We start from the raw sequence: 21425 nt of genomic DNA on the forward strand, positions 1-21425 counted from the left end.
TAACGTTCCTCCGCAATGTCTCCACACATCCCCCCGATTGCGGTTACCGTGTGCGCCAGCCCTGACGACCCGCCGGCCGGATCCGGCCGTCATCGGACGGGGTCCGTCACGGCTCAGGGGGTCGACGGGATGGCTGCGCGGGCGGAGTACTCCGCGGCACGGGAAGCCGTGCGCGAACAGGTCCACGACCCCGTGGGGGAACGAGGCCGGGGACCCGACGTGCTGGGCGCGCTGGTCCTCGGCGGCTGCGCCGTGTGGCCGTTGATCAGCGCTGCGGGGCGGGACAGCAGGCCGGAGGGCGCCCTCCTCGCGGTGCTCGCCGTCACCGCGGGGTATGTGTTCGGCCGGATCAGCGGGTCGCTGGTGCCGGTCGCCACCGCGTCCGTCGTATCGGTCGGCGCGCTCGTGGCGGCGCTCGTCACGAGCCATGAGACGTTCGGCGCGGCCGTGGCCGTCGTCACACCGTCCGGCGACACGGGCGCGGTCGCCGCGCTGCTCGTCCTGGCGGCGGGCGCGGCCTGCTGCGCGGGCACGGCGGCCCGGCGGCCGGCCGTACGCACGGCGCTGCGGCTGCTGGCGCTGGCCGTCGCGGGCACCGCGTCACTGCTCGGTTCCTTCGTGGGGTTCGTCGCGGCCCTCGGGGTGCTCCTGTGCTCGCTGGCGGCGGCCAGGATGCGGCGCCGGCTGCTCGCCCTCGCCGGTTTCGGGCTGGTGACGGCGTTGGTCGTCGGTACGTCCTGGGCCGTGGCGGAGCGGGCACTGCCCGAGGGGCTCTCGGTCTCGCTGGAGGGGCAGCTCACCCAGTACCGGGTGGGGCTGTGGCATGACGCGGCCGAGCTGGCGAAGGAGAATCCGGTGCTGGGCGCGGGCCCGGACCGCTTCGGCGACCTCAGTCCCACCGTCTCGCAGTCGCTGGACACCGACGGCAAGCCGCACTCGGCGCCGCTCCAGCAGGCCGCGGAGCAGGGCGTGGTGGGCGTACTGCTGCTCGGGGCGGTGTTCTGCTGGCTGCTGTACGGGCTGGGGCGCTCGCCCTGCTCCACTCCGGTGGTACTGACGGCCGGCGCCACCCTGACGGCACTGGCCGCGATGGCGAGCGTGGGCAACGCGCTGAGCTTCACACCGGTGACGGCGGGCGCGAGCCTGCTGGCGGGTCTGGCGACGGCGAGAAGGGCGGCCGGCCCGCCCTGAGGCGCCGAAGCCGAACCAAGACGTCGAACCAAGGAGCCGAACCGATACGTCGAACCAAGCGTCGAAGCGACAGGGCGGCTCAGACGCCCGCCGCGTTGGGCTTGGGAAGCAGCAGCAGCCGGCTACGGATGATCCGCACCGCCGACTCGGCGTCGTCCACCGTCACCGTGAAGGTCCTGCCGTCGCCCAGCTTCAGGACGAGTGCCTCTCCTCGGCGCACCACCACGGCGGTGCCCATCTCCGGACGCCAGCGGTATCCCCAGCCGCCCCACTGACGCGGGGTGACCCGGGGCACGAAGTCCGCGTCCACGACATGCGCCAGTTCGATACGCCGACGCGGCAGTCCCATGTGGCCGCAGCGCACTTCCAGGTAGTCGCCGTCGACCCTGACCGCCACATGGACGAAGGCCAGGGTGCCGAAGAGGATCAGCAGTCCCGCCGCCACACAGCCGATGACGGACATCAGCAGGGCGGTGACCCCGGACGTCCAGTTGGAGTCCACGGCCAGCTCCACACCGAGCGCGATGCACCCGGCGCCCGCGGCGGCGAGCAGCCACTGCACGCGGTTGGTGGCGCGTCCGGTCCAGGTCTCGGGCAGGGGCTCGGCGCCTTGGCCCTCCTGCCGGGGGTACTCCCTCATGGCAAGCAGCGTACTCAGATTCCACCCAAGGGGGAGCTTTATGACCGCCGAATGGAGGGCTACGTCACAGGGTCCGTGCGCCGGAAGTACGTCAGTGCACCTGACTGACGGCGGCGAGCAGCCGCCCCTCCGCATACGCCAACGCGGGTTCCGGCAGTGCCGACTCGCGCCCGCCGAGCAGTACGGTGAGGCGCCCGGTGAGGCGCCCGTCCACCGGAACGTTCACCCCGGCGGCCCCTTGAGCCACCGAAGCGGCGCCCAAACCTTCCTCCCCTTCCTCCACCCCCGCCTCAACGGCCCGAACGCCACCGATACGGCGCAGCGCCTGTGCGGCGACCGCGCCCGCCGAGCCGTGCAGGACGACGGCCGGCAGCCCGCGCCGCCCAAGGGCGGTACGGATACGCTCGGCGACCAGTTCGTAATGGGTGCAGCCCAGGACGACGGCCCTTACGTCACGGGGGGTCAGCGCGGCAGCCGCGGCCACCGCGCGGTCGATGGCGGCCTCGTCGGCGTTCTCCACCGCGTCCGCGAGTCCGGGGCAGGGCACTTCGGTGACCTGGGCGGACGCGGCGAAGTCACGGATCAGACCGCGCTGATACGGGCTGCCCGTGGTGGCCGGGGTGGCCCAGATCGCGAAGGGCCCGCCGCCCGCCGCCGCGGGCTTGATCGCCGGGACCGTACCGATGACCGGCAGTCGCGGTTCCAGCTCGGCGCGGAGCGTGGGCAGGGCGTGTACGGACGCGGTGTTGCAGGCGACGATCAGCGCGTCGGGGCGGTGTTGGGCCGCGGCCCGCGCGACGACCAGCGCGCGCTCGGTGACATCTTGTGGGGCGCGTGGGCCCCAGGGCATTCCGTCGGGGTCCGAGGAGAGGACCAGATCGGCCTCGGGGCACAGTCGGCGTACCGCACCGGCCGCCGCCAGCAGACCGATGCCGGAGTCCATGAGTGCGATCTTCACCCAGTCACCATAGTCGACAGCGTGTGCGGTCCGGTCGATGTGGTGCAGACTGCGGCGAATGAGCACCGTTGCCTGGATCGCCGTGGGTTCACTGGCCGCTTGGGGCTGGCTGTTGCTGGGTCAGGGGTTCTTCTGGCGAACCGACCAACGGCTGCCCGCGCGAGAGGACGGTATCGCCGGTGAGGGCCCGGGCTACGCGGGCGGGGGCCGAGACCGCAGAGGCCGCCCGGAGGACAACGACCACGACGACCCGAAGCGGTGGCCGTCCGTCGCTCTCGTCGTACCCGCGCGGGACGAGGCGGCCGTACTGCCCGAGTCCCTGCCGTCCCTGCTGGCGCAGGTCTATCCGGGCCGGGCGGAGATATTCCTCATCGACGACGGCAGCGAGGACGGTACGGGCAGGCTGGCCCGCGAGTTGTCCGCGCGATACGGCGGCCTGCCGCTGACGGTGGCCACGCCCGGTGAACCGGAGCCAGGCTGGACCGGAAAGCTGTGGGCCCTGCGGCACGGCATCGCGCTGGCCCGCGCCCGCGATCCCGAGTATCTGCTGCTGACGGACGCCGATATCGCGCATGAGCCCGACAGTCTGCGGGAACTGGTCGTCGCGGCCAGGACGCACGGACTGGATCTGGTCTCTCAGATGGCGCGGCTCCGGGTGGCGAGCGCCTGGGAGAAGCTGATCGTGCCCGCGTTCGTGTACTTCTTCTCGCAGCTCTATCCGTTCCGCTGGATCAACAGCCCGGGCGCGCGCACCGCGGCGGCGGCCGGTGGCTGCGTGCTGCTGCGCACGGAGGCCGCCGAGCGCGCGCGGGTGCCCGAGTCGATCCGCCAGGCGGTGATCGACGATGTGTCACTGGCGCGGGCGGTCAGGCACAGCGGGGGACGGATCTGGCTGGGGCTGGCCGAGCGGGTGGACAGCGTGCGCCCCTATCCGCGGCTGGCCGATCTCTGGCGGATGGTCTCGCGCAGCGCCTACGCGCAGCTCCGGCACAACCCGCTGCTGCTCGTGCTCACGGTGGCGGGCCTCGGGGTGGTCTATCTGGCGCCGCCCCTCGCGCTCTGTGCCGGGGTGTTCGGCGGGGACACGGCCGCGGGGTGGCTGGGGTTCGCCGCGTGGGCGGTGATGGCCGGGACATATCTGCCGATACTGCGTTACTACCGGCTGTCGCCGTGGCTGGCTCCGCTGCTGCCGTTCACCGCGCTGCTCTATCTGCTGATGACGGTCGACTCGGCGGTGCGGCACTACCGGGGCCGGGGCGCGGCCTGGAAGGGACGTACCTACACCCGTCCCGAGACCGCCCCTGACCCCTGACCCACGACCGTCTCTCCCGCCGCCGTATCACCCGCGGTCGTCTCACCCGCGGTCGTCGTGGAGGGTTCGATCGGCCTTGCTCCTCGGTCACTTTCTGCCGGGTGTCCAGTTCATGCCCCAGCCATAGGCGTAATCGATGGTGCGCTGCGGGCTGACTCCGCGGTCCGGTACGAGAAAGCGCGCTTCACGCTGGACGACGAGGTCGGAGCCGGTATTGGTGATCAGGGCCAGCGAGCAGACCGTCGAGGGCACCGTGCATTCCCCGAGCGCGAAGTCGATCGCGGCGCCGTGCTGCGGCTGGAGAGTGACGGTCGCGTCGAGATCCGCGAAACTGCGCGCGCCTTCGTAGATGGTCACGAAGATGACGATGCGCCGCAGCCGGTCCTTGTGGTCGAGGTTGATGGTGAGGTTCTCACCGCTGGAGACCGCGCCGGTCCTGTCGTCGCCGTCGAGATGGATGTACGGCGGCTGGTTGAGCGCCCCGAAAGCATTGCCGAGCGCCTGGACCACGCCTTTGCGTCCGTCGGTCAGTTCATAGAGGGCGCACAGGTCGAGATCGAGATCGCTGTGGTTGGCGACGGCCCGGCCGAGTTTGGCGCCCCAGCCCCTGAACTGTTTGCGCGTCTGCCAGTTGAGGTTGACGCGCATCGCGCCCGAGGTGCCGCCCTGCTTGGTCAGGGAGACGGACGGGGCGTCCTTCGTCAGTGTCACCTTGCTCAGCCGTACGGGCGCGGGCGCGGGTGACGGGGCCGGAGCGGCCGGAGCCGGAGCCGTGGCGGGCCTCGTGGGGCGTACGGGCTCGGCACGTACGGGCGCCGGGCGCACGGACGCCGGGGCCGCCGGTGCGGTCCGCGGCGCCGGTTCGTCATCGACGGAGATACCGAAGTCCGTTGCCAGGCCCGCCAGTCCGCTGCCGTATCCCTGCCCCACCGCCCGGAACTTCCAGTTCCCCTGGCGCCGGTACAGCTCACCGAGAAGGAACGCCGTCTCGACGGTCGCGTCCTGGCTCTCGTACCGCGCGATCTCGGCGCCGGACGTCGCGTCCAGGACTCGCACCCGCAGGCCCGGCACCCGGCCGAAACTGCCGCCGTCCGCCGAGGCCGCCAGCACGATCCGCTCGACGGCGGGCTCGACCCGGGCGAGATCGACAGCGAGCGTGTCCGTGACACCGTCCGCGCCGGTCTTCTTGCCCTCGTGGCGTACCGCCCCCGACGCGTGGGCCGGCTGGTTGTAGAAGACGAAGTCCGCGTCCGAGCGGACCTTTCCCGACACGAGCAGGAGCGCCGAGGCGTCGACGTCCGGCACCCCCGGTCCTGAACGCCACCCCAATTCGATCCGGACGGCCTGCGCCTGTACCGGAAGATTGGCTCCCTTAAGCATGGACATGCTCGCCCCCATCGCGAGTCGCGGTGTCCCAAGATTACGTGCGGCCAACCTAATCGCTGGAACGCCGGACGGACCCCTGGGATCCGCCGTAACCCCCCGTCAGCCTGCCCTTTACACGATCCGAACACCATCCGACGACCGTTTTTCCCATGTTCGCTCGCATTGGGGATCCGAAGTCACCTAGAGCTCCCGAAACAACCCCCTTATCGGACTCCCCAACCGGCACATGGTGGGCTTAACTTATGTCCTATGACCTCCCCCCGCGCCACCTACGGCGGCGGTTACTACACCGCGCCGTCGTTCCCGGACACCCCTATCTACGACTCCCTGGTCGCGGAGCGGGGCACGCCTCAGATCGCCCCGATCCGAGTGCCTTCCGCCTACGACACGGGCAACAGCTATCTGCCGGCGCTGCCCGCCGCGCTGCCCGCCCTTCCGGCGGGTCCTTCCCCGTCGGCTTCCTCGTACTCCTCGTACGGGGGCGGCTACCAGCCGCAGCCGACCCCGCAGCCCATGCCGCTCCAGCACGCGCCCGCGCCGTACATCCCGCAGCAGGCTCCGCCCCGCGGCTACCCGGGCCAGCAGCCCCAGCAGCAGGCGCAGCCGCAGCGGCCCATGCCCGGTACGGGGTACGAGGCGATGCGTCCGGCGGCGCCGCGTCCGGTGCCCGCCGCGCAGCCTCCGCACTACGAGGACCCGTACAACCGGCCCTACCAGCCGCGGGGGTACTGACAGCGCGGGGGCGTCGACAGCTCGGCCGTATCGACCGCGCGGGCGGATCGACGGGCAGTGGGAGTACCGACGGGGGGTACTGACCTGCTGTGCGTCCCGGACGGCTGGCAGGATGGCTTCATGCCCAAGCCTGCCCGCCCTGTTCTGCACGCCCTGCGGGTCCACCCGGTCAAGTCGATGGCCGGTTGCACGCCGGAGAGCGCGGAGGTGGAGCCCTGGGGGCTTGCCGGGGACCGCCGTTGGACGCTGATCGACGCGACGGGGAAGGCGGTCACACAGCGCCAGCGGCCACGTATGGCGCTGGCCCGCGCGGAGCCACGGCCGGACGGCGGGATCCGGCTGACCGTGCCGGGAATCGATCCGCTGGTCATCGGTGTGCCGCGGGCGGACGACACCGTCGTGGCGGACATCTTCGGGACCAAGGTCGAGTCGGTGCTCGCGGGTCCTGACGCACGCGGCGCGGACGGTACGCGGCGGGACGTGCACCGGACACTGAGCGGATACCTCGGGGTGGAGGTCCGGCTCGTACATCTCGATGAACCCGCCGTACGCCGGCCCGTCGACCCGGCCTACGCGCGGCCCGGGGAGACGGTGAGTTTCGCGGACGGGTTTCCGCTGCTGGTGACCACGACCGCGTCGCTCGACGCCCTCAACTCCCTGATCGCGCAAGGGGATCATCCGGACGAGGGTCCGCTTCCCATGGAGCGGTTCCGGCCGAATCTCGTGGTGGCGGGGACGAGCCCCTGGGAGGAGGACGACTGGCGGCGCATCGCCGTCGGTGAGGTCACCTTCCGAGTCGCCAAACCGTGCGGCCGGTGTGTCATCACCACCACGGACCAGCGCACCGGCGAGCGCGGCAAGGAACCGCTGCGCACCCTCGGCCACTACCGGCGGTTCGACGGCAAGTTGGTCTTCGGACAGAATCTCGTTCCCGAGTCGACCGGCACGCTCCGGGTGGGCGATCCGGTGACCGTTCTCGAATGACGTCTTCCCGGGACCCGGCCCCGGACCCGGACCCACACTCGACCCGGACACCCGTTCGTCGCGGCGTGAACACCCGCTCGAAACCCGCCCGTCACAGGAACACCACCCGGCATCCGGCGTTTTGCGTGCACGGGGCATCGAGGTGAGCTTGCTCTCTCTTGCCGTCCCGCACGGGTAAACCCTGCTCCCCGCGGCTAAAACGGACACGGGAAGGAGGTGCGGGACTGTGCGCATCATCGTGGGACTCTGGCGCTGGCGGCACAATCCCCTGCGCCGGGGCACCGATCTCGTGGAGGCGTGGGTCGCGCTGACGGCGGTGCTGCTGTTCGCCCTCGCCACTCCCGCGGTTGGCTGGATCTTCGCCAACACCCTTGACACATCACTGCGGAACACCGTGCGCGTCCAGCATGAGCAGCGGCATCGCACGACCGCCGTGGTCATCGAGCGCGCGGCGGACCACCGCCCTCTCGCCTACGACGCCGAGTCGGTCTCGGATCACTCCTCGGGCACCCGAGTGACGGCCACGTGGTACGCGGCGGACGGCAGCGCGCGCACCGGCACGGTCTCCGCCCCGCTGCGGAAACCACGCGCCGGCGACACGTTCGGCATGTGGACCGACCGGCGGACCAACAAGCAGGTCCGGGGCCCGATGGACGCGACCAGCGCGCGCGTTCACGCGGTTCTGGCCGGATTCGGCGCGACGGCGCTGGCCGTCGGACTCGTCGAGTGCGCCCGCCGGCTGATCGTATGGCGGCTCGTACAACGGCGCTACCAACGGCTCGACCGGGCCTGGGCCGCGACCGGGCCCGACTGGGGACGTACCGACGCGGGCAGCTGAGCCGATGCCTTCCGGCAGCTGAGACCAGTCGTTCGCGTCAACTCGGCGCCGCCACGCGCGCTACGGTGGTGCCGCCCGGTCGCCGTTGCGGCCGGGGTCCGGGGCCGGTACCCGGGACGGCAGAGCACGCGCACACGCACGAGGTGGGGGCACAGCAGCGCCATGGCACAGGGCACGGTCCAGGTGACGCACACCGGAACATCGCGTTGGCGGCGCCGCACGGGCGAATACGCCTCCCTCGCCGCGGCCCTGGAGGCCGCCGGTGACGGCGACGTCCTCACGATCGCCCCGGGCACCTACCGGGAGAATCTCATCGTCACGCGAGCGGTCACGCTGCGCGGCCCGGAGGGCTCACTCGGCTCCGTACGCATCGCGCCCGCCGACGGGGTGCCGCTGACCGTGCGCGCCTCCGCCACCGTCCAGGACCTCCATGTGGAGGGACAGGACTCGGCGGCCCCCGCGCTGCTCGTCGAGGACGGCACGCCCGAGCTGTCGGACCTGCGGATCGTGACGCGTTCCGCGGCCGGTCTTGAGGTGCGCGGCGCGGCCCGCCCCACCGTCCGCCGCTGCACCGTCGACAATCCGGCCGGGGTCGGCATCGGCGTACTCGACGGAGCGGGCGGGGTGTTCGAGGACTGCGAGATCGTCGCCGCGGGACAGGCCGGTGTCTCCGTGCGCGGCGGCGCGCATCCGCGGCTGGAGCGCTGCCGGATCCATCACGCCTCGGGTTCGGGGCTGTCCGTCACCGGCGAGGGCAGCGGTCTGGAGGCGGTCGGCTGCGAGGTGTACGAGATCAAGGGCACCGGCGTACAGATCGCGTCCCGGGCGGCGGCCCATCTCACCGACTCCTCCGTGCACCGCACCTCGTCGGACGGGATAACCCTGGACACCGACGCGGTACTGACCCTCTCCGACTGCGATATCCACGACATCCCGGAGAACGCCGTCGATCTGCGCTCCCGCTCGGTGCTGACGCTGACCCGCTCGACGGTGCGCCGCTTCGGCCGCAACGGTCTCTCCGTCTGGGACCCGGGCACGCGCGTCGACGCCAACCAGTGCGAGATCCATGACAGTACGGGCGACTACCCGGCGGTCTGGGTCAGCGACGGCGCGACCGTCGTGCTCGACTCCTGCCGGGTGCATGACGTGCCCGACGCGCTCTTCGTCCTCGACCGCGGCTCGCGCGCCGACGTCGTGGACACCGATATCTCGCAGGTGCGCAACACGGCGGTGTCCGTGAGCGACGGGGCGACCGCGCAGCTCGACGACTGCCGGATCAGGGAGGCGTCCACCGGGGCCTGGTTCCGTGACCACGGCAGCGGCGGCACGCTCAACTCCTGCACCATCGACGGCGTCCAGACCGGGGTCATCGTCACCAAGGGCGCCGATCCCACCATCGAGCGCTGTACGGTCACCTCCCCCGCCGAGGCCGGTTTCTATGTCTCGGCCGAGGGCCGGGGCACCTTCCACAGCTGCCGGGTGACGGGCAGCGGCGGGTACGGCTTCCATGTGATGGACGGCTGCCGTACGACGCTCACCCGGTGCCGTACGGAACGGTGCGCGCGCGGCGGGTACGACTTCGCGGAGGACGGGCCGACCGTCGAGGACTGCACCAGCGACGAGAGCGGTGTGCTGACTCCGCCGACGCCGTCCCTGGAGCCGTCGGCCGTGCTGACCGCGACCCAGTCCCCCGGGCTCCTCGGCTCGGCCCCGTCCCGGAGCGCCACCGCGCGGCCCTCGGACGCCGCCCCCGAGGAGACCGCTCCCGCCCGTGCCTCCGAGGCCGTCCTCGGCGAACTCGACTCCCTCGTCGGCCTCGACAGCGTCAAGCGCGAGGTCCGCGCGCTCACCGACATGATCGAGGTCGGCCGCCGCCGCAAGGAAGCGGGCCTCAAGGCGGCGTCCGTCCGCCGCCATCTGGTCTTCACCGGCTCCCCCGGCACCGGCAAGACGACGGTGGCCCGGCTGTACGGCGAGATCCTGCACTCCCTCGGAGTGCTGGAACGCGGCCATCTCGTCGAGGTCTCCCGGGTCGACCTGGTCGGCGAGCACATCGGCTCGACCGCCATCCGTACACAGGAGGCGTTCGACCGGGCGCGCGGCGGTGTGCTGTTCATCGACGAGGCCTATGCCCTCTCGCCCGAGGACTCGGGCCGGGACTTCGGCAAGGAGGCCATCGACACGCTGGTGAAGCTGATGGAGGACCACCGGGACGCCGTGGTGGTGATCGTCGCCGGATACACCGTCGAGATGGAACGGTTCCTGACGGTCAACCCCGGTGTGGCGTCCCGGTTCTCACGGACCATCACCTTCAGCGACTATGTGCCGGAGGAACTGCTGCGGATCGTGGAGCAGCAGTCCGAGGAGCAGGAGTACCGGCTGGGCGAGGGCACGGCCGAGGCGCTGCTGAAGTACTTCACGGCGCTGCCCAAGGGGCCCGCCTTCGGCAACGGCCGTACCGCGCGCCAGACGTTCGAGTCGATGGTGGAGCGGCACGCGGGCCGGGTCGCCCAGCTGCCGGAGACCAGCACGGACGACCTGACCCTGCTCTACGCGGACGATCTGCCGGAACTGCCCTGAGCCCGCTGCCCCTCGGCCTCCTTCTCGGTCCGCTGCGCGGGCACCGCGGCCGGCGGCAATCGGTCGAGCAGCGCGGCGCGTTCCGCCGCGAAGACCGGGTCCGCCTGATAGTCGGAGTGGCCGAGGATCGGCTCGGGCAGCGGGTGGAGCATCGTGCGGCCGTAGGCGAGCGGGTCCATCAGCGGCCCCCGGTCCACTTCCGGGCGGTCGCCGTCCTCGGGGACGCGGACCGGGCCGCCGATCGGGTCGGTGGACCGCCACAGATTGCGCCAGCAGTGCACCTCCGTGCTCAGCTGCGCCAGCTGCTCCGCGCCGAAGTACGCGGGGAACCAGCGGCCGTACAGCCGCTCCAGCGGTGAGCCGTACGTCAGCAGCGCGACCCGGTGGCGGGTGGCGGAGCGCAGCTGCCAGACCGCCGAGGCGGCCAGCACACTGCCCTGGGAGTGGCCGGAGAGGACGAGCCGGCCGCCGGTGCGACCGGTCCAGGAGAGGATCCGCCAGGTGAGGTCGGGGACCGCGCGTTCGGCGTAGCAGGGCGGCGCGAAGGGGTGGGCCGCGCGCGGCCAGAACGTGCCGACGTCCCAGAGGATGCCGATGGTGCGCCGGGCGGAGGCGTCCCGGTAGGCGCGGCGGCCCCAGGTGACGAAGAGCAGGAAGCCCAGGCCGACCAGCCAGGAGCCGATCGACTGCGCGGTGTCGGCCACGGACTCGACGAAGGAGTCGGTGCCCTTCGCGGCCTCCCCCGGCACCTGTCCGCTCAGCCAGGACCCGGCGACGGCGCCCGCGCCGAGCAGCAGGGAGGCCCCGGAGATGGTCGCGATGAGCCGGGGAGCGTAGTCGGTGAGCTCGGCCCTGGCGCGGGTGCCCGCCACCTGGTGGGTACGGAGAGGGTCCGCCGTCTCCTTCGCGTACTCCCGTTCCACCAGCGGGGCCAGCCGGCGGGCGGCCCGTACCGTACGGATACCGAGGACGGCGACAGGGATCAGCAGCAGTACGAGCAGTACGGGAATGACCGAGGCCTGCCAGCTCAGCAGCACCGGCGGGCCCACGATCGCGCCTTCGCCCGTGCCAGGGGTGGCGTCCCCGTCGAACCAGTCGGCGACGCGCTGGGCGACACCGCCGGTCATCACCCCGCCCAGGGAGCAGGCGAGTATCGCGACGGCGGGTCCGCCGAGGCCGCGCATCGCGATCCGTCGATGCGGCGCGCGGCGGTGCAGGACATGAGCCGTGACGACGAGCACGACGATCAGGGCGATCTGTGCCAGGGCGAGCACCAGGAAGGACAGATTGCCGGGGAGTCCGCCGGTGGAGACCCAGCCGGGCCTGGACCAGGCGGCGTGGACGACGGCCAGGGCGAGCACGCCGAGCGCGGTGGCGGGCAGGGCGCTGATCAGCAGCCGGTCGAGGGAGCCGTCGCGCTTGCGTTCGCTGCGGCCCCGGCTGCACACCACCCAGAGCACAACGGCCGCGCACCCGGCCAGCGTTACCTGGAGCACAAGCCCGAGCGGACCGAGCGGACCGCTGTCGGCGCCTCGGTCGTGGTCGGTGGCGGCGGCCGTGAGCGCGGCGGCGACGGTGAGGAAGCCGGCGGCGGTGTGGGCGGCGCGGAGGCGGGCGACGAGCCGGCGTCCGTACCAGAAGCCGGGGCGGCCGAGGGCGGGCCGTACCGTCACCGGGTCGTCGCTCGCTGCCCCGCCTTCGTCGGCCGTCGGGGCCCCTTCGGTGCCCGGAGCCTTGTGCGGGGCGGCGGAGGGCTCCTCGGCGCGTTCGCCGGTGGGTTCGTGGATGGGCGGGCGCTGGGCCTCGTACGCGCTCCACGTACGGTTGGAGAGGTACCACAACAGCACCACCAGCGCCGTGGGCACCACGGCGGCGAGGGCCAGCCGGCGCCCCGGCTGCGACCACCAGCCCTGCCGCTCAGGCGACAGGAAGCCGAGCCAGGAGCGGTCCGCGACACACCGCGCCGATCCGGCGCACTGCCACGCCGTCAGATCGAGCGCGACCTCGCAGGCAGCGGCGGTCAGCAGCACGGTGAGGGTGAGGGCGACCAGCCGTACGAGCACGCCGTACAGCCGCTGCGACCTGCCCAGGCCCTTCGTGGCCGGCCGCATCCAGTGCGCGAGGTTGATCACCATGAACGGGAGCAGCAGCAGCCACAGGGCCCGTGAGCCGTTGCCCGAGGTGAGATTGGACCAGCAGTACGCCTCGGGGACCGGCCGGCCTTCATAGCGCTCGGGGTGAAGCTCGGCGTCCACGTCGTCCGCGCGCCGGTACACGGCGGCCGTCTCGTCTCCGGTGATCCTGACCGTACGCGGATCGTCGAGCATCTTCTGCGGGGTGGCGCCGCCGACGCCGTGGACCAGAAGTTCGAGCGCGGCTCCGCCACTCCGCGGCTCCGGATTCGCTGATTCTGGGGACACTTCGATGGCTCGCTCTCGGAAAGTCTCGGCTCGACGGCGGGGCCGTCCCCGGCCCTCCCTGAACCTCCCCTCCCACCAACCCCGTCAACCACTGCGGCGGGCGCCGGAACCGCGTGGGAGTATGAGGCTTCTGACGATCGAACACGACGCGGAGGGACCGGCACTGCGGTGAGCGACAACCAGAATCTTCTCGCGGAGCAGCGCCGTGCCCTGATCCTGGACGAGGTGCGCAGGCGCGGCGGGGTCCGGGTCAATGAGCTGACACGCAGGCTCAGCGTCTCCGACATGACCGTGCGCCGGGATCTGGACGCGCTGTCGCGCCTGGGGGTCATCGAGAAGGTGCACGGCGGCGCGGTGCCGGTGGTCGAGGCCAGTACGCACGAACCGGGCTTCGAGGCGAAGTCGGCGCTGGAGCTGACCGCCAAGGAGGACATCGCGCGTGCGGCGGCGGCCATGGCGGTGCCCGGCAGCGCCATCGCGCTGTCCGGCGGTACGACCACATACGCCCTGGCCCACCATCTGCTGGACGTTCCGGAGCTGACCGTGGTGACCAACTCGACGCGGGTCGCCGATGTGTTCCACACGGGCCAGCGGGCCGCCGGGGGCGCGGGCGGCCAGCGGCCCGGGGCGGCCATGGTGGTGCTCACCGGAGGGGTCCGTACGCCGTCGGACTCGCTGGTCGGTCCGGTGGCGGACCAGGCGATCCGCTCGCTCCACTTCGATGTGCTCTTCCTCGGCGTGCACGGCATCTCCGCCGAGGCCGGGCTGTCCACCCCGAACCTCGGGGAGGCGGAGACCAACCGGCATTTCGTACGGTCCGCGCGCCGGGTGGTGGTGGTCGCCGACCACACCAAGTGGGGCACCGTGGGGCTGAGTTCCTTCGCGTCGCTGGAGCAGGTCGACACGCTGGTGACGGACTCGGGGCTGTCGGCCGAGGCCCGTGAGGAGATCGCCGAGTATCTGCCCGGGCTGGTGGTGGCGGGCGAGTCGGAGGCGCCGGGAGAGCCGCCGGAGGACGAGTCCGCGGAACGGTCCGTGGCGCGGGACGACTGAACGCGCACGCGCCCGGTTCCGGCGGGTCGGGGCGGCCCGTGCGGGCGGGGCGTGCGGTCTGTGGCGGGCGGCCTACGATCGCCGGGTGAGCGCCTTCCGTATCGACCGCACCTCACCGCTGTCCGCCGACGAGGTCTGGCGGCGGCTCACCGACTGGCCGGCCCACGCGGGCCAGGTGCCGCTGACGAGGATCGCCGTGCTGACCCCGGAGCCCACCCACGTCGGAACCGTCTTCGTCGCCCGCACCGGACTCGGTCGCGCCGGCTTCGACGACCCGATGGAGGTCGTCCGCTGGCAGCCGCCCGCCCCGGGCGTCCCCGGCCACTGCCGGCTGGAGAAGCGCGGCCTAGGGCGTGTTGCGAAAGTAGCGCCGTCCGCCCGGAGGGCGGGCCCGGCGGCGTCCGGTGCGTGCGATCGCAAGGCGGAGGGTCTCCCCAGTACTGGACGTACTGGGGTGATCCGACAACGCGGCGAGCGTGCGTGCCGGGCGTCGCCGGGCAGGCGGGACTTTCGCAACACGCCCTAACCGTCACGGGCTGGGCGGAGATCCATGTACGGGAGGCGGGCGGCGCGACGCGGGTGCGTTGGGAGGAGGAGCTGCGGATCGGTCTGCTGCCCGGGGCGCTCACCCCGTTGACCGCGCGGGCCGGACGGGCGGTGTTCGGCCGCGTCGTCGACCGGCTGCTGCGGGGCTGAGGGGTTTGTCCACGTTGTCCACGCGGTGGCGTCCGAAGGGGCGTCAACTGCCGCTGTGCGGGCCGGACATGATCACTCCTGCGATGACCTTCGCATCCTTCGCCTCCCTCGCTCGTTTGGCCTGTTGAGCAGCGCCGAGCGACGACGCGTCAGCACATGCGGAAGGGCACCGTCCCCATGCCGACCCACCGACAGCGGACCGACCACGCCACAACGGGCCCGCGTCCAGGCGTCGATGACGCCGAGGCCGCCCTCGTCGAGCACTACCCGCGGCTGGTCCGGCTGGCCTATCTCACCCTCCCTCCCGCACTGGGCCGTCATCGACGCGTTCTCACCGCGCACGCCACCGTCCAGCATGTGCTGCCGGGCGCGCGCAAGAGCGACTCGCGGGCGCGGGTGCCCGGTCAGCGTATGCCGAGCGGCTCCGCCTTCGCGTGGCTACGGGGTCAGGTGCTGCGTGCCGCGCTCACCCATGAGCAGCCGTCCCCCTGGTGGCGGGTGCGGGCCGGCCGGCCGCGGACCGGCCTGCCGCTCGTCGTGGGGCTGCGGCTCTTCCCCCGGGCCGGGGGCACCGACGAACTCGCCCTGGACCAGGCCCTGGCCACGGTGAACGCGCCCGCGCGCGCCGCGCTCGCCCTGCGTGTACTGGAGGGCCTGTCCGAACAGGCGGTCCGCGCGCTGCTGGAGGACGCGGGGGTGGCGGACCCGGCCGGGGCCCTGCGTACGGCGGAACGGCTCGCCGCCCATCGGGACGGCCGCGCCGGAAAGCTGCTCGGCACCGCGGAGTTCGACCCCTGTACGGTGCAGACCCGGCCGACCGATCTGCTGCGGCGCAGGCAGCGGTCCAGGATCGCCGCGGCGGCCGTGGCGATCGCGCTGGCCGGGACGGTGCTCGCGGTGTCCCTGCCCGAGGACGGCTCCCCGGAGCAGCCTGTCGCCGGAGCCCGCGAGGACGAAGCCCTCTACGGTCCGACCGGTACGGCGGCGCTCGCCCGCGCTCTCGATCCGGCGCTGCTGGAACGCGCGCCGGAGGCGGCGTGGACCGACACCTCCCGGATCGACTTCTCCGTCTGGCCCGCCAGGGGCGGCCGTACGGACGACAGCGCGCTGCTGAGGCGCGCGCTGCGCGTTTGGGGCGGCCCGGGGCCCGTCGTACGGGTTTCGGCCACTCCGGGCACCGGTACGGCGCCGCCCACGCAGCCGCCGCGTCTGCTGTACGCGGGCGAGCTGGACGGGGCGGCGGTGGTCCTGCTCCATGACGGACAGCGGATCGTGCGGTACGCGGAGCCGGTGTCGAAGCGGGTGCCGTTGCCGGAGCGGATGCCGCTGCCGGGGTCAGTACCTCTGGCGGACTCGGAGAGGCGAGAGGTGCCCGCGCCGGGCGGGAACGCGCCGTCCCTGGACTTCGCCCGCGCCGACCAGGCGGATATGACGACCGCCGCCGCGCTCACGGTCAGCCGTACCCCGGACGGGGTCCGCTATCTGCTCGCCCCATGGATCGCCGGGTCGGCCACCCGGGATCTGCTGGCACCCGACGCCCCCGCCCGGCGCCTCGGTGTCGCCGCCGACGGCGTGACCGCCGCCGTACCGGCTCCGGCGTCCGGCGGTGACTGCGTGGCCTGGCCGGTGATGGAGCTGCGCTCGTCGGAGAGGATCGTGGAGCGGCACTCGTTCCTCGTCACGGACCTGGGCGAACCCGCCCCGGCGCATCTCACCTACACCCCGCCGCCCGGCGGCGGCGCGCCCGCCCGCGGTCCGAGGGAGGCGACCGGCGAACCGGCGCTGCTCAGCTGGGCACGTACCGCGTGCTCGCTGCGGACCCTGCGCGGTTCCGGTGTACGGGACGTCAACAACTGGGCGTTCGCCGAGCAGTCGCTCCCGGAGTCCGGCGGCCGGTCCACCTGGGTCTGCACCCGGGCGGACACCTGGCGCGGCCCGGGCCGGATCCTGGTGCAGTTCCAGCGGCCCGCGGCCGTGCCCTCGACACCGGGAACGGTGGTGGCCGAGGCCGAGAACACCGCGTCCTGCGGCAGGTTCGGACCGCACATCCTGGCGGGGACGCGCTGGCAGTCGCCCTCCGGGAAGTGGTTCCTGCTCGCGGCGGGCAGCCGCGACATCGCGCGGATCGAGGCCACCGGCAGCGTACGGGCGAACACGGCGGCGACGACGCTGGCGGTACCGGCGCCCCGGGAGGGTTCCGTGCGGCTGTCGGCGCGGCTCACCGGCGGGGGCAGTCTCCGGGCGGTCGGCTGAGAGAACCGGATGCGGGACGGCGGGGGCCGGAGCTCGCAGGCGGCCCATCGGCCATCGGCCCGTCAGTCCATCGGTCCATCGGCCCGTCGAGTCCATCGGCGCGTCAGTCCGGCCAGACGCCGCTCTCCAGGAAGCGGTCGAGCGTCTCCGTGTACGGCCCGATGTCCAGGCCCTGTCCGGCCAGCCAGGCGTCCGAGTAGTACTTGTCGAGATAACGGTCGCCCGGATCGCAGAGCAGGGTGACCACACTGCCCTGGCGCCCCTCCGCGACCATCTCGGCCACGATCTTCAGCGCGCTCCACAGCCCGGTGCCGGTGGAGCCGCCCGCCTTGCGTCCGATGGCCCGCTCCAGGGCGCGCACGGCGGCGACGCTCGCCGCGTCGGGCACCTTCATCATCCGGTCGATGGCGCCGGGCACGAAGCTCGGTTCCATCCGGGGCCGACCGATGCCCTCGATCCGGGAGCCGCGCTCGCTGCACGCCTGGGCGTCGTGCCGGGTCCAGCCGTCGAAGAAGCAGGAGTTCTCCGGGTCGGGGACACAGATGAGGGTGTCGAACTGCATATAGCGGACGTAGCGCGCGATGGTCGCCGAGGTGCCGCCGGTGCCGGCCGTGGCGACGATCCACGTGGGCACCGGATAGCGCTCCAGCCTCAGCTGCTGGTAGATCGATTCGGCGATGTTGTTGTTGCCACGCCAGTCGGTGGCGCGCTCCGCGTAGGTGAACTGATCCATGTAGTGGCCACCGGTCCTGGCCGCCAGCTCGGCCGACTCCTCGTACAGCTTCCGGGAGTCGTCGACAAAGTGACAGCGCCCGCCGTGGAATTCGATGAGCCGGCACTTCTCCGCACTGGTGGTACGCGGCATCACGGCGATGAACGGCACCCCGATCAGCTTCGCGAAGTACGCCTCGGACACGGCCGTCGAGCCGCTGGACGCCTCGATCACCGGTGCGCCCGGCCTGATCCACCCGTTGCACAGCCCGTAGAGGAAGAGCGAGCGGGCGAGCCGGTGCTTGAGGCTGCCGGTCGGATGGGTCGACTCGTCCTTCAGATACAGATCGATTCCCCACCGCTCGGGCAGCGGGAAGAGCAACAGATGCGTATCGGCGGAGCGATTGGCGTCGGCCTGGACTTTCCGTACGGCTTCTTTGAGCCATGCCCGGTAGGCGGGATCGCTACGGTCCACGTCGACGGTCGCCGTCGCCCGGCCGTCCGTGGGCGCCGTCGTCCCGTCCGTGCCGGTTCCGTCCCGTCCAGCCATACGCACCGTTCCTCATCCGTCGAACCGGCCCCCGCCCTCTTAAAGGTACCGCCACCACCTGCGCAAACATTGACTTTGGGCAGCCATAGCGATCACTTCTGGCCCCCGCCGGAAACGCGCTCTGGTGCCCGCCCGCATACTTGTGCACACTGCCTTGAGGGGACTTGAGGGGACCTGGCACGGGGAACGGGTACGGAGGGGGCTGAAGAGCCATGGCTGAGCCGGAGTTCAGCGCGCGCGGGGTACGGATCGAGCGATGGCCCCGCTCACTCACCAGGGCCGGTCAGGTCCTGATCCAGGACGGCAGACTGGCCTTGCTGACCAGCTACGGCCGGGTGATCGACAGTGCGCCCCTGCGGGCCGTGAGCACGGCCAAGCCGTGGTTCGCGGGCAGCGGCAGCGCGGTCGCCACCGTGAACGGGATCCGCTACCGGCTGACCATGGGCCAGCGCGGTCGCAGGCCCGACGCGACAGCGCTCGCCGGGCGCTTCATGGACACCGTCAGCAGGGCGAGCCACGGCAAAACCTGAGTCCGCGCCGAAGCTGTCCCGACCGGCTTGAAATCTGTCCGGAATTATTCCGGTATCCACCGGAAACCCGCCGCGAACGGAGGTCCGGTCTGCCCGAGTTGCGAAGCTCAGCCCCTGGGTTCACTCTGATCTCACATCACTCAGGGTTAACCGGCGGTGACGCTACGATCCAGCCCCCGCCGGGCGGGATCAGCAGCGCGCCAGTTGCTGGATCCGATCTTCGTCTTCTTCGGGACCTCATTTCGGGGAGTCGTGGCCGTGATCAGCCAGCCCAGCAGGCACTGCACGGTGGAGCTCCAAGCCCTGCCGTCGCGGATCGGACAGGTCCGCAGAATAATTTCGGCGCAATTGCGCTATTGGCATCTCGATCCCTTGATCGACTACGCGGCGCTCGGTGTCACCGAGCTGCTGACCAATGTCCACCGGCACGCACAGCCGGACAAACGGTGCACTGTCGATGTCGAGCTGCTGCTCGAACGGCTCATGGTCTCGGTCAGCGATCACGATCCACGGCTCCCCACGGTCCGCGACGCGAGTCTGTTCGACACCGGCGGTCGCGGTCTCGCCCTGATAGCGGCGGTGAGCGAGAGCTGGGGCGTACGTGCCCGGGGGGACACGGGGAAGAGCATCTGGTTCACCCTCCCCGCACCGCCGGCCGCACGCGACCTACCCCTGCGCCCGGTGTACGGCGCGACGACGGACGGCCCCTTTCCCGGGGCCGAGTTCGGCGCCACGACCAGGGAGTACGGGCACGCCTGTGCCAGGTCGGCCGTGATCAGCTGACCGGCGCGGATCCCTGGACCACCCGAACGGCCTACGGCGCTCTCCCCGCGGCCCGGCCGCGACCCCGGCCCCGGCGAGCGGCCCGGACCCGTCAGGTGGTCGTCGTGCGGGGCGCATGCGCGGCCGGCCGGCCGGAATCGTTCAGGAGGGCCTGGAACGCGGCGAGTTCGCCGCTGGGCTCGACCCCGGGGAAATCGCGTCGGCGATCGCCGCGACCGTACAGGGCGCCTCTTCCCGTGGACACCGCCAGGATCGGGAGCACCCGATGCATGTCATGCAGTACGAGATCACCCTTCCCGCCGACTACGACATGGACATCATCCGCGAGCGCGTGGCGGAGAAGGGGCCGCTCCTGGACGAGTTTCCCGGGCTCGGGCTGAAGGCGTATCTGATCCGGGTGCGCGGTGAGGACTCACCCGTGAACCAGTACGCGCCGTTCTATGTCTGGACCACGCACGCGGGCATGAACTCCTTCCTCCTCGGGCCGGGGTTCGCGGGCATCGTCCGTGACTTCGGCCGGCCCGAGGTCCAGCACTGGTCAGGGCTCGTCCACGCGGAGGGCCCGGCCCGCGCGAGCGTTCCACGGACCGCGGTACGTCGTCGGCAGCCGGTCCCGGAGGGGACGGCGCTGCCCGCCCTCGCCGAGGAGGCGGTACGGGAGACCGAACGGCTCGCGGGGCTCGACGGGGTGGTGTGTGCGACGCTGGCCCTCGATCCGCGCCACTGGGAGCTGTCGCAGTTCACGCTCTGGGCGCATGACACCCCGCGGGCGGTCGGGGACCACTATCGGGTGCTGCGTCTGTCCCAGCCGCACCGCGCCGAGTTGAGCGGCGGGGACCAGCGGTGAGCCCGGCCCGGACGCTCCCCGGGGTCCGGCCCGTCCATGCCGTCCGCACCGTCCGTACGGTCCTCGGGGAGGTCGACCCCGCCGAGCTGGGGATCTGTGACGCGCACGACCATCTCTTCCTGCGCAGCCCCCTGTTGCCCGGCCAGGAGCTGGCCGATCCGGACGCGGCGGCCGGCCGGCTGCGTGAGTTCCGGGCGCTCGGCGGCCGGGCCGTGGTGCAGTGGACGCCGTACGGAATGGGCCGCGGGCCGGCGGAGCTGGCCGTGCTGTCCCGCGCGACGGGCGTGCATGTGGTCGCCGCCACCGGGCTCCATCAGGCCGTGCACTACGACCGGGAGACCCTGCGGTCGGCGGGCGAGGATCCGGCCGAACTCTTTGTCACCGAACTGACGGAGGGGATCGGGGGGACAGAGGTCAGGGCCGGGTTGATCAAGGTGGCCGGGACGTTCCACGGGGTCGATCCGCACGCCCGTCGCACGATGACGGCCGCAGCGCGGGCCCATCACCGTACGGGCGCGCCGATCGCGGTCCATCTGGAGTTGGGGACCGGCGCGCTGGACGTACTCGACCTGCTGTGCGGGGAGTTGGAGGTACGGCCCGAGCGGGTGATCCTGGGCCATCTGGGCAGATCGCCGGATCAGGTCACCCAGCGCATGGCCGCCGAGTCCGGCGCCTATCTCGCTTTTGACGGACCGTCACGCGCGCATCACGCCACGGACTGGCGGCTGCCCGAGCAGTTGGCCGCACTCGCTGTCGCCGGATTCGGCGACCGGCTGTTGCTGGGCGGGGACACCACGGTGCCGGAGACCCCGGGGATGCCGTATCTGCTGCGCCGACTGCGTCCGAGGCTCGAAGTCACCCTGGGCGAACGGATGGTGGAGCGGATCCTCGTCGCGAATCCGGCGCGCGCGCTGAGCTTCGGCGCGCCTGGTCCCAGCACCAGGACAAGGCCCGTGTGACG

General features: G+C 72.0%; 18 protein-coding genes. 13 read left to right on the forward strand and 5 right to left on the reverse strand.

Annotated features, from left to right (window positions below; translation table 11 throughout):
• Positions 1-129 precede the first annotated feature (129 nt).
• Positions 130-1191 carry an O-antigen ligase family protein gene (locus AB0M67_RS32790; protein WP_365751200.1) on the forward strand — a complete coding sequence of 354 codons (1062 nt, stop codon included), beginning with the start codon at positions 130-132 and terminating at the stop codon, positions 1189-1191.
• 79 nt (positions 1192-1270) lie between these two features.
• On the opposite strand, the gene AB0M67_RS32795 is transcribed toward AB0M67_RS32790, so the two are convergent.
• Positions 1271-1831, reverse strand: coding sequence for a hypothetical protein (locus AB0M67_RS32795; RefSeq protein ID WP_365751201.1), 561 nt, complete (start codon positions 1829-1831; stop codon positions 1271-1273).
• Positions 1832-1922: 91 nt separating this feature from the next.
• A complete protein-coding gene (locus AB0M67_RS32800; protein ID WP_365751202.1) occupies positions 1923-2789 on the reverse strand; it encodes an aspartate/glutamate racemase family protein in 867 nt (288 codons plus the stop codon).
• A 58-nt stretch (positions 2790-2847) separates the two neighbouring features.
• On the opposite strand from AB0M67_RS32800, the gene AB0M67_RS32805 reads away from it, so the two are divergent.
• The gene (locus tag AB0M67_RS32805) at positions 2848-4101 is read left to right on the forward strand and encodes a glycosyltransferase (RefSeq protein WP_365751203.1); all 1254 of its coding nucleotides are present in this window, start codon (positions 2848-2850) and stop codon (positions 4099-4101) included.
• Positions 4102-4188: 87 nt separating this feature from the next.
• On the opposite strand, the gene AB0M67_RS32810 is transcribed toward AB0M67_RS32805, so the two are convergent.
• Positions 4189-5487, reverse strand: coding sequence for a TerD family protein (locus tag AB0M67_RS32810; RefSeq protein WP_365751204.1), 1299 nt, complete (start codon positions 5485-5487; stop codon positions 4189-4191).
• A gap of 249 nt (positions 5488-5736) precedes the next feature.
• Between AB0M67_RS32810 and AB0M67_RS32815 the strand changes: the two genes are divergently transcribed.
• The 4 genes from AB0M67_RS32815 to AB0M67_RS32830 all read left to right on the forward strand — a co-directional run bounded on the left by AB0M67_RS32815 (position 5737) and on the right by AB0M67_RS32830 (position 10621).
• Entirely contained in the window at positions 5737-6219 is a 483-nt protein-coding gene (locus AB0M67_RS32815; protein WP_365751205.1) for a DUF6643 family protein, read from the forward strand.
• Positions 6220-6339: 120 nt separating this feature from the next.
• Positions 6340-7203, forward strand: coding sequence for an MOSC N-terminal beta barrel domain-containing protein (locus AB0M67_RS32820; RefSeq protein WP_365751206.1), 864 nt, complete (start codon positions 6340-6342; stop codon positions 7201-7203).
• Positions 7204-7429: 226 nt separating this feature from the next.
• Positions 7430-8041 carry a hypothetical protein gene (locus tag AB0M67_RS32825; RefSeq protein ID WP_365751207.1) on the forward strand — a complete coding sequence of 204 codons (612 nt, stop codon included), beginning with the start codon at positions 7430-7432 and terminating at the stop codon, positions 8039-8041.
• A gap of 162 nt (positions 8042-8203) precedes the next feature.
• Positions 8204-10621: a right-handed parallel beta-helix repeat-containing protein gene (locus tag AB0M67_RS32830; RefSeq protein WP_365751208.1), complete on the forward strand. Its 2418-nt coding sequence runs from the start codon at positions 8204-8206 to the stop codon at positions 10619-10621.
• Here AB0M67_RS32830 and AB0M67_RS32835 read toward each other — a convergent pair.
• Positions 10591-13041 carry a hypothetical protein gene (locus AB0M67_RS32835; RefSeq protein WP_365751209.1) on the reverse strand — a complete coding sequence of 817 codons (2451 nt, stop codon included), beginning with the start codon at positions 13039-13041 and terminating at the stop codon, positions 10591-10593. The two genes, AB0M67_RS32830 and AB0M67_RS32835, sit on opposite strands and share 31 nt — an antisense overlap.
• Before the next feature lie 168 nt (positions 13042-13209).
• On the opposite strand from AB0M67_RS32835, the gene AB0M67_RS32840 reads away from it, so the two are divergent.
• The 3 genes from AB0M67_RS32840 to AB0M67_RS32850 all read left to right on the forward strand — a co-directional run bounded on the left by AB0M67_RS32840 (position 13210) and on the right by AB0M67_RS32850 (position 17043).
• A complete protein-coding gene (locus AB0M67_RS32840; RefSeq protein WP_365751210.1) occupies positions 13210-14094 on the forward strand; it encodes a DeoR/GlpR family DNA-binding transcription regulator in 885 nt (294 codons plus the stop codon).
• Between the two features lie 85 nt (positions 14095-14179).
• On the forward strand, positions 14180-14620 hold the full coding sequence (locus AB0M67_RS32845; protein ID WP_365751211.1) for an SRPBCC family protein: 441 nt from the start codon (positions 14180-14182) through the stop codon (positions 14618-14620).
• A 347-nt stretch (positions 14621-14967) separates the two neighbouring features.
• Entirely contained in the window at positions 14968-17043 is a 2076-nt protein-coding gene (locus AB0M67_RS32850) for a hypothetical protein (protein WP_365751212.1), read from the forward strand.
• A 103-nt stretch (positions 17044-17146) separates the two neighbouring features.
• Here the strand turns inward: AB0M67_RS32850 and AB0M67_RS32855 are convergent, their stop codons facing one another.
• Positions 17147-18304 carry a PLP-dependent cysteine synthase family protein gene (locus AB0M67_RS32855; protein WP_365751213.1) on the reverse strand — a complete coding sequence of 386 codons (1158 nt, stop codon included), beginning with the start codon at positions 18302-18304 and terminating at the stop codon, positions 17147-17149.
• A gap of 212 nt (positions 18305-18516) precedes the next feature.
• On the opposite strand from AB0M67_RS32855, the gene AB0M67_RS32860 reads away from it, so the two are divergent.
• From AB0M67_RS32860 to AB0M67_RS32875, 4 genes are all read left to right on the forward strand, one after another.
• On the forward strand, positions 18517-18834 hold the full coding sequence (locus AB0M67_RS32860) for a hypothetical protein (protein ID WP_365751214.1): 318 nt from the start codon (positions 18517-18519) through the stop codon (positions 18832-18834).
• Between the two features lie 258 nt (positions 18835-19092).
• Complete coding sequence (locus AB0M67_RS32865) at positions 19093-19617, forward strand: ATP-binding protein (protein WP_365751215.1); 525 nt, start codon at positions 19093-19095, stop codon at positions 19615-19617.
• A gap of 265 nt (positions 19618-19882) precedes the next feature.
• The gene (locus AB0M67_RS32870) at positions 19883-20464 is read left to right on the forward strand and encodes a DUF4865 family protein (protein ID WP_365751279.1); all 582 of its coding nucleotides are present in this window, start codon (positions 19883-19885) and stop codon (positions 20462-20464) included.
• Positions 20461-21423 carry a phosphotriesterase gene (locus AB0M67_RS32875; protein WP_365751216.1) on the forward strand — a complete coding sequence of 321 codons (963 nt, stop codon included), beginning with the start codon at positions 20461-20463 and terminating at the stop codon, positions 21421-21423. Before AB0M67_RS32870 ends, AB0M67_RS32875 begins: the two co-directional genes overlap by 4 nt.
• The last annotated feature ends 2 nt before the right edge of the window (positions 21424-21425 follow it).

Origin of the sequence: Streptomyces sp. NPDC051662 (assembly GCF_040681655.1) — a bacterium.
Lineage (GTDB): Bacteria > Actinomycetota > Actinomycetes > Streptomycetales > Streptomycetaceae > Streptomyces.

What these genes read in the sequence shown, in the direction of transcription:
- AB0M67_RS32790 (WP_365751200.1), top strand. Translation starts at nt 130, where the DNA reads ATGGCTGCGCGGGCGGAGTACTCCGCGGCACGGGAAGCCGTGCGCGAA.
- AB0M67_RS32795 (WP_365751201.1), bottom strand. Translation starts at nt 1,831, where the DNA reads ATGAGGGAGTACCCCCGGCAGGAGGGCCAAGGCGCCGAGCCCCTGCCC.
- AB0M67_RS32805 (WP_365751203.1), top strand. Translation starts at nt 2,848, where the DNA reads ATGAGCACCGTTGCCTGGATCGCCGTGGGTTCACTGGCCGCTTGGGGC.
- AB0M67_RS32810 (WP_365751204.1), bottom strand. Translation starts at nt 5,487, where the DNA reads ATGTCCATGCTTAAGGGAGCCAATCTTCCGGTACAGGCGCAGGCCGTC.
- AB0M67_RS32815 (WP_365751205.1), top strand. Translation starts at nt 5,737, where the DNA reads ATGACCTCCCCCCGCGCCACCTACGGCGGCGGTTACTACACCGCGCCG.
- AB0M67_RS32820 (WP_365751206.1), top strand. Translation starts at nt 6,340, where the DNA reads ATGCCCAAGCCTGCCCGCCCTGTTCTGCACGCCCTGCGGGTCCACCCG.
- AB0M67_RS32830 (WP_365751208.1), top strand. Translation starts at nt 8,204, where the DNA reads ATGGCACAGGGCACGGTCCAGGTGACGCACACCGGAACATCGCGTTGG.
- AB0M67_RS32850 (WP_365751212.1), top strand. Translation starts at nt 14,968, where the DNA reads ATGCCGACCCACCGACAGCGGACCGACCACGCCACAACGGGCCCGCGT.
- AB0M67_RS32855 (WP_365751213.1), bottom strand. Translation starts at nt 18,304, where the DNA reads ATGGCTGGACGGGACGGAACCGGCACGGACGGGACGACGGCGCCCACG.
- AB0M67_RS32860 (WP_365751214.1), top strand. Translation starts at nt 18,517, where the DNA reads ATGGCTGAGCCGGAGTTCAGCGCGCGCGGGGTACGGATCGAGCGATGG.
- AB0M67_RS32870 (WP_365751279.1), top strand. Translation starts at nt 19,883, where the DNA reads ATGCATGTCATGCAGTACGAGATCACCCTTCCCGCCGACTACGACATG.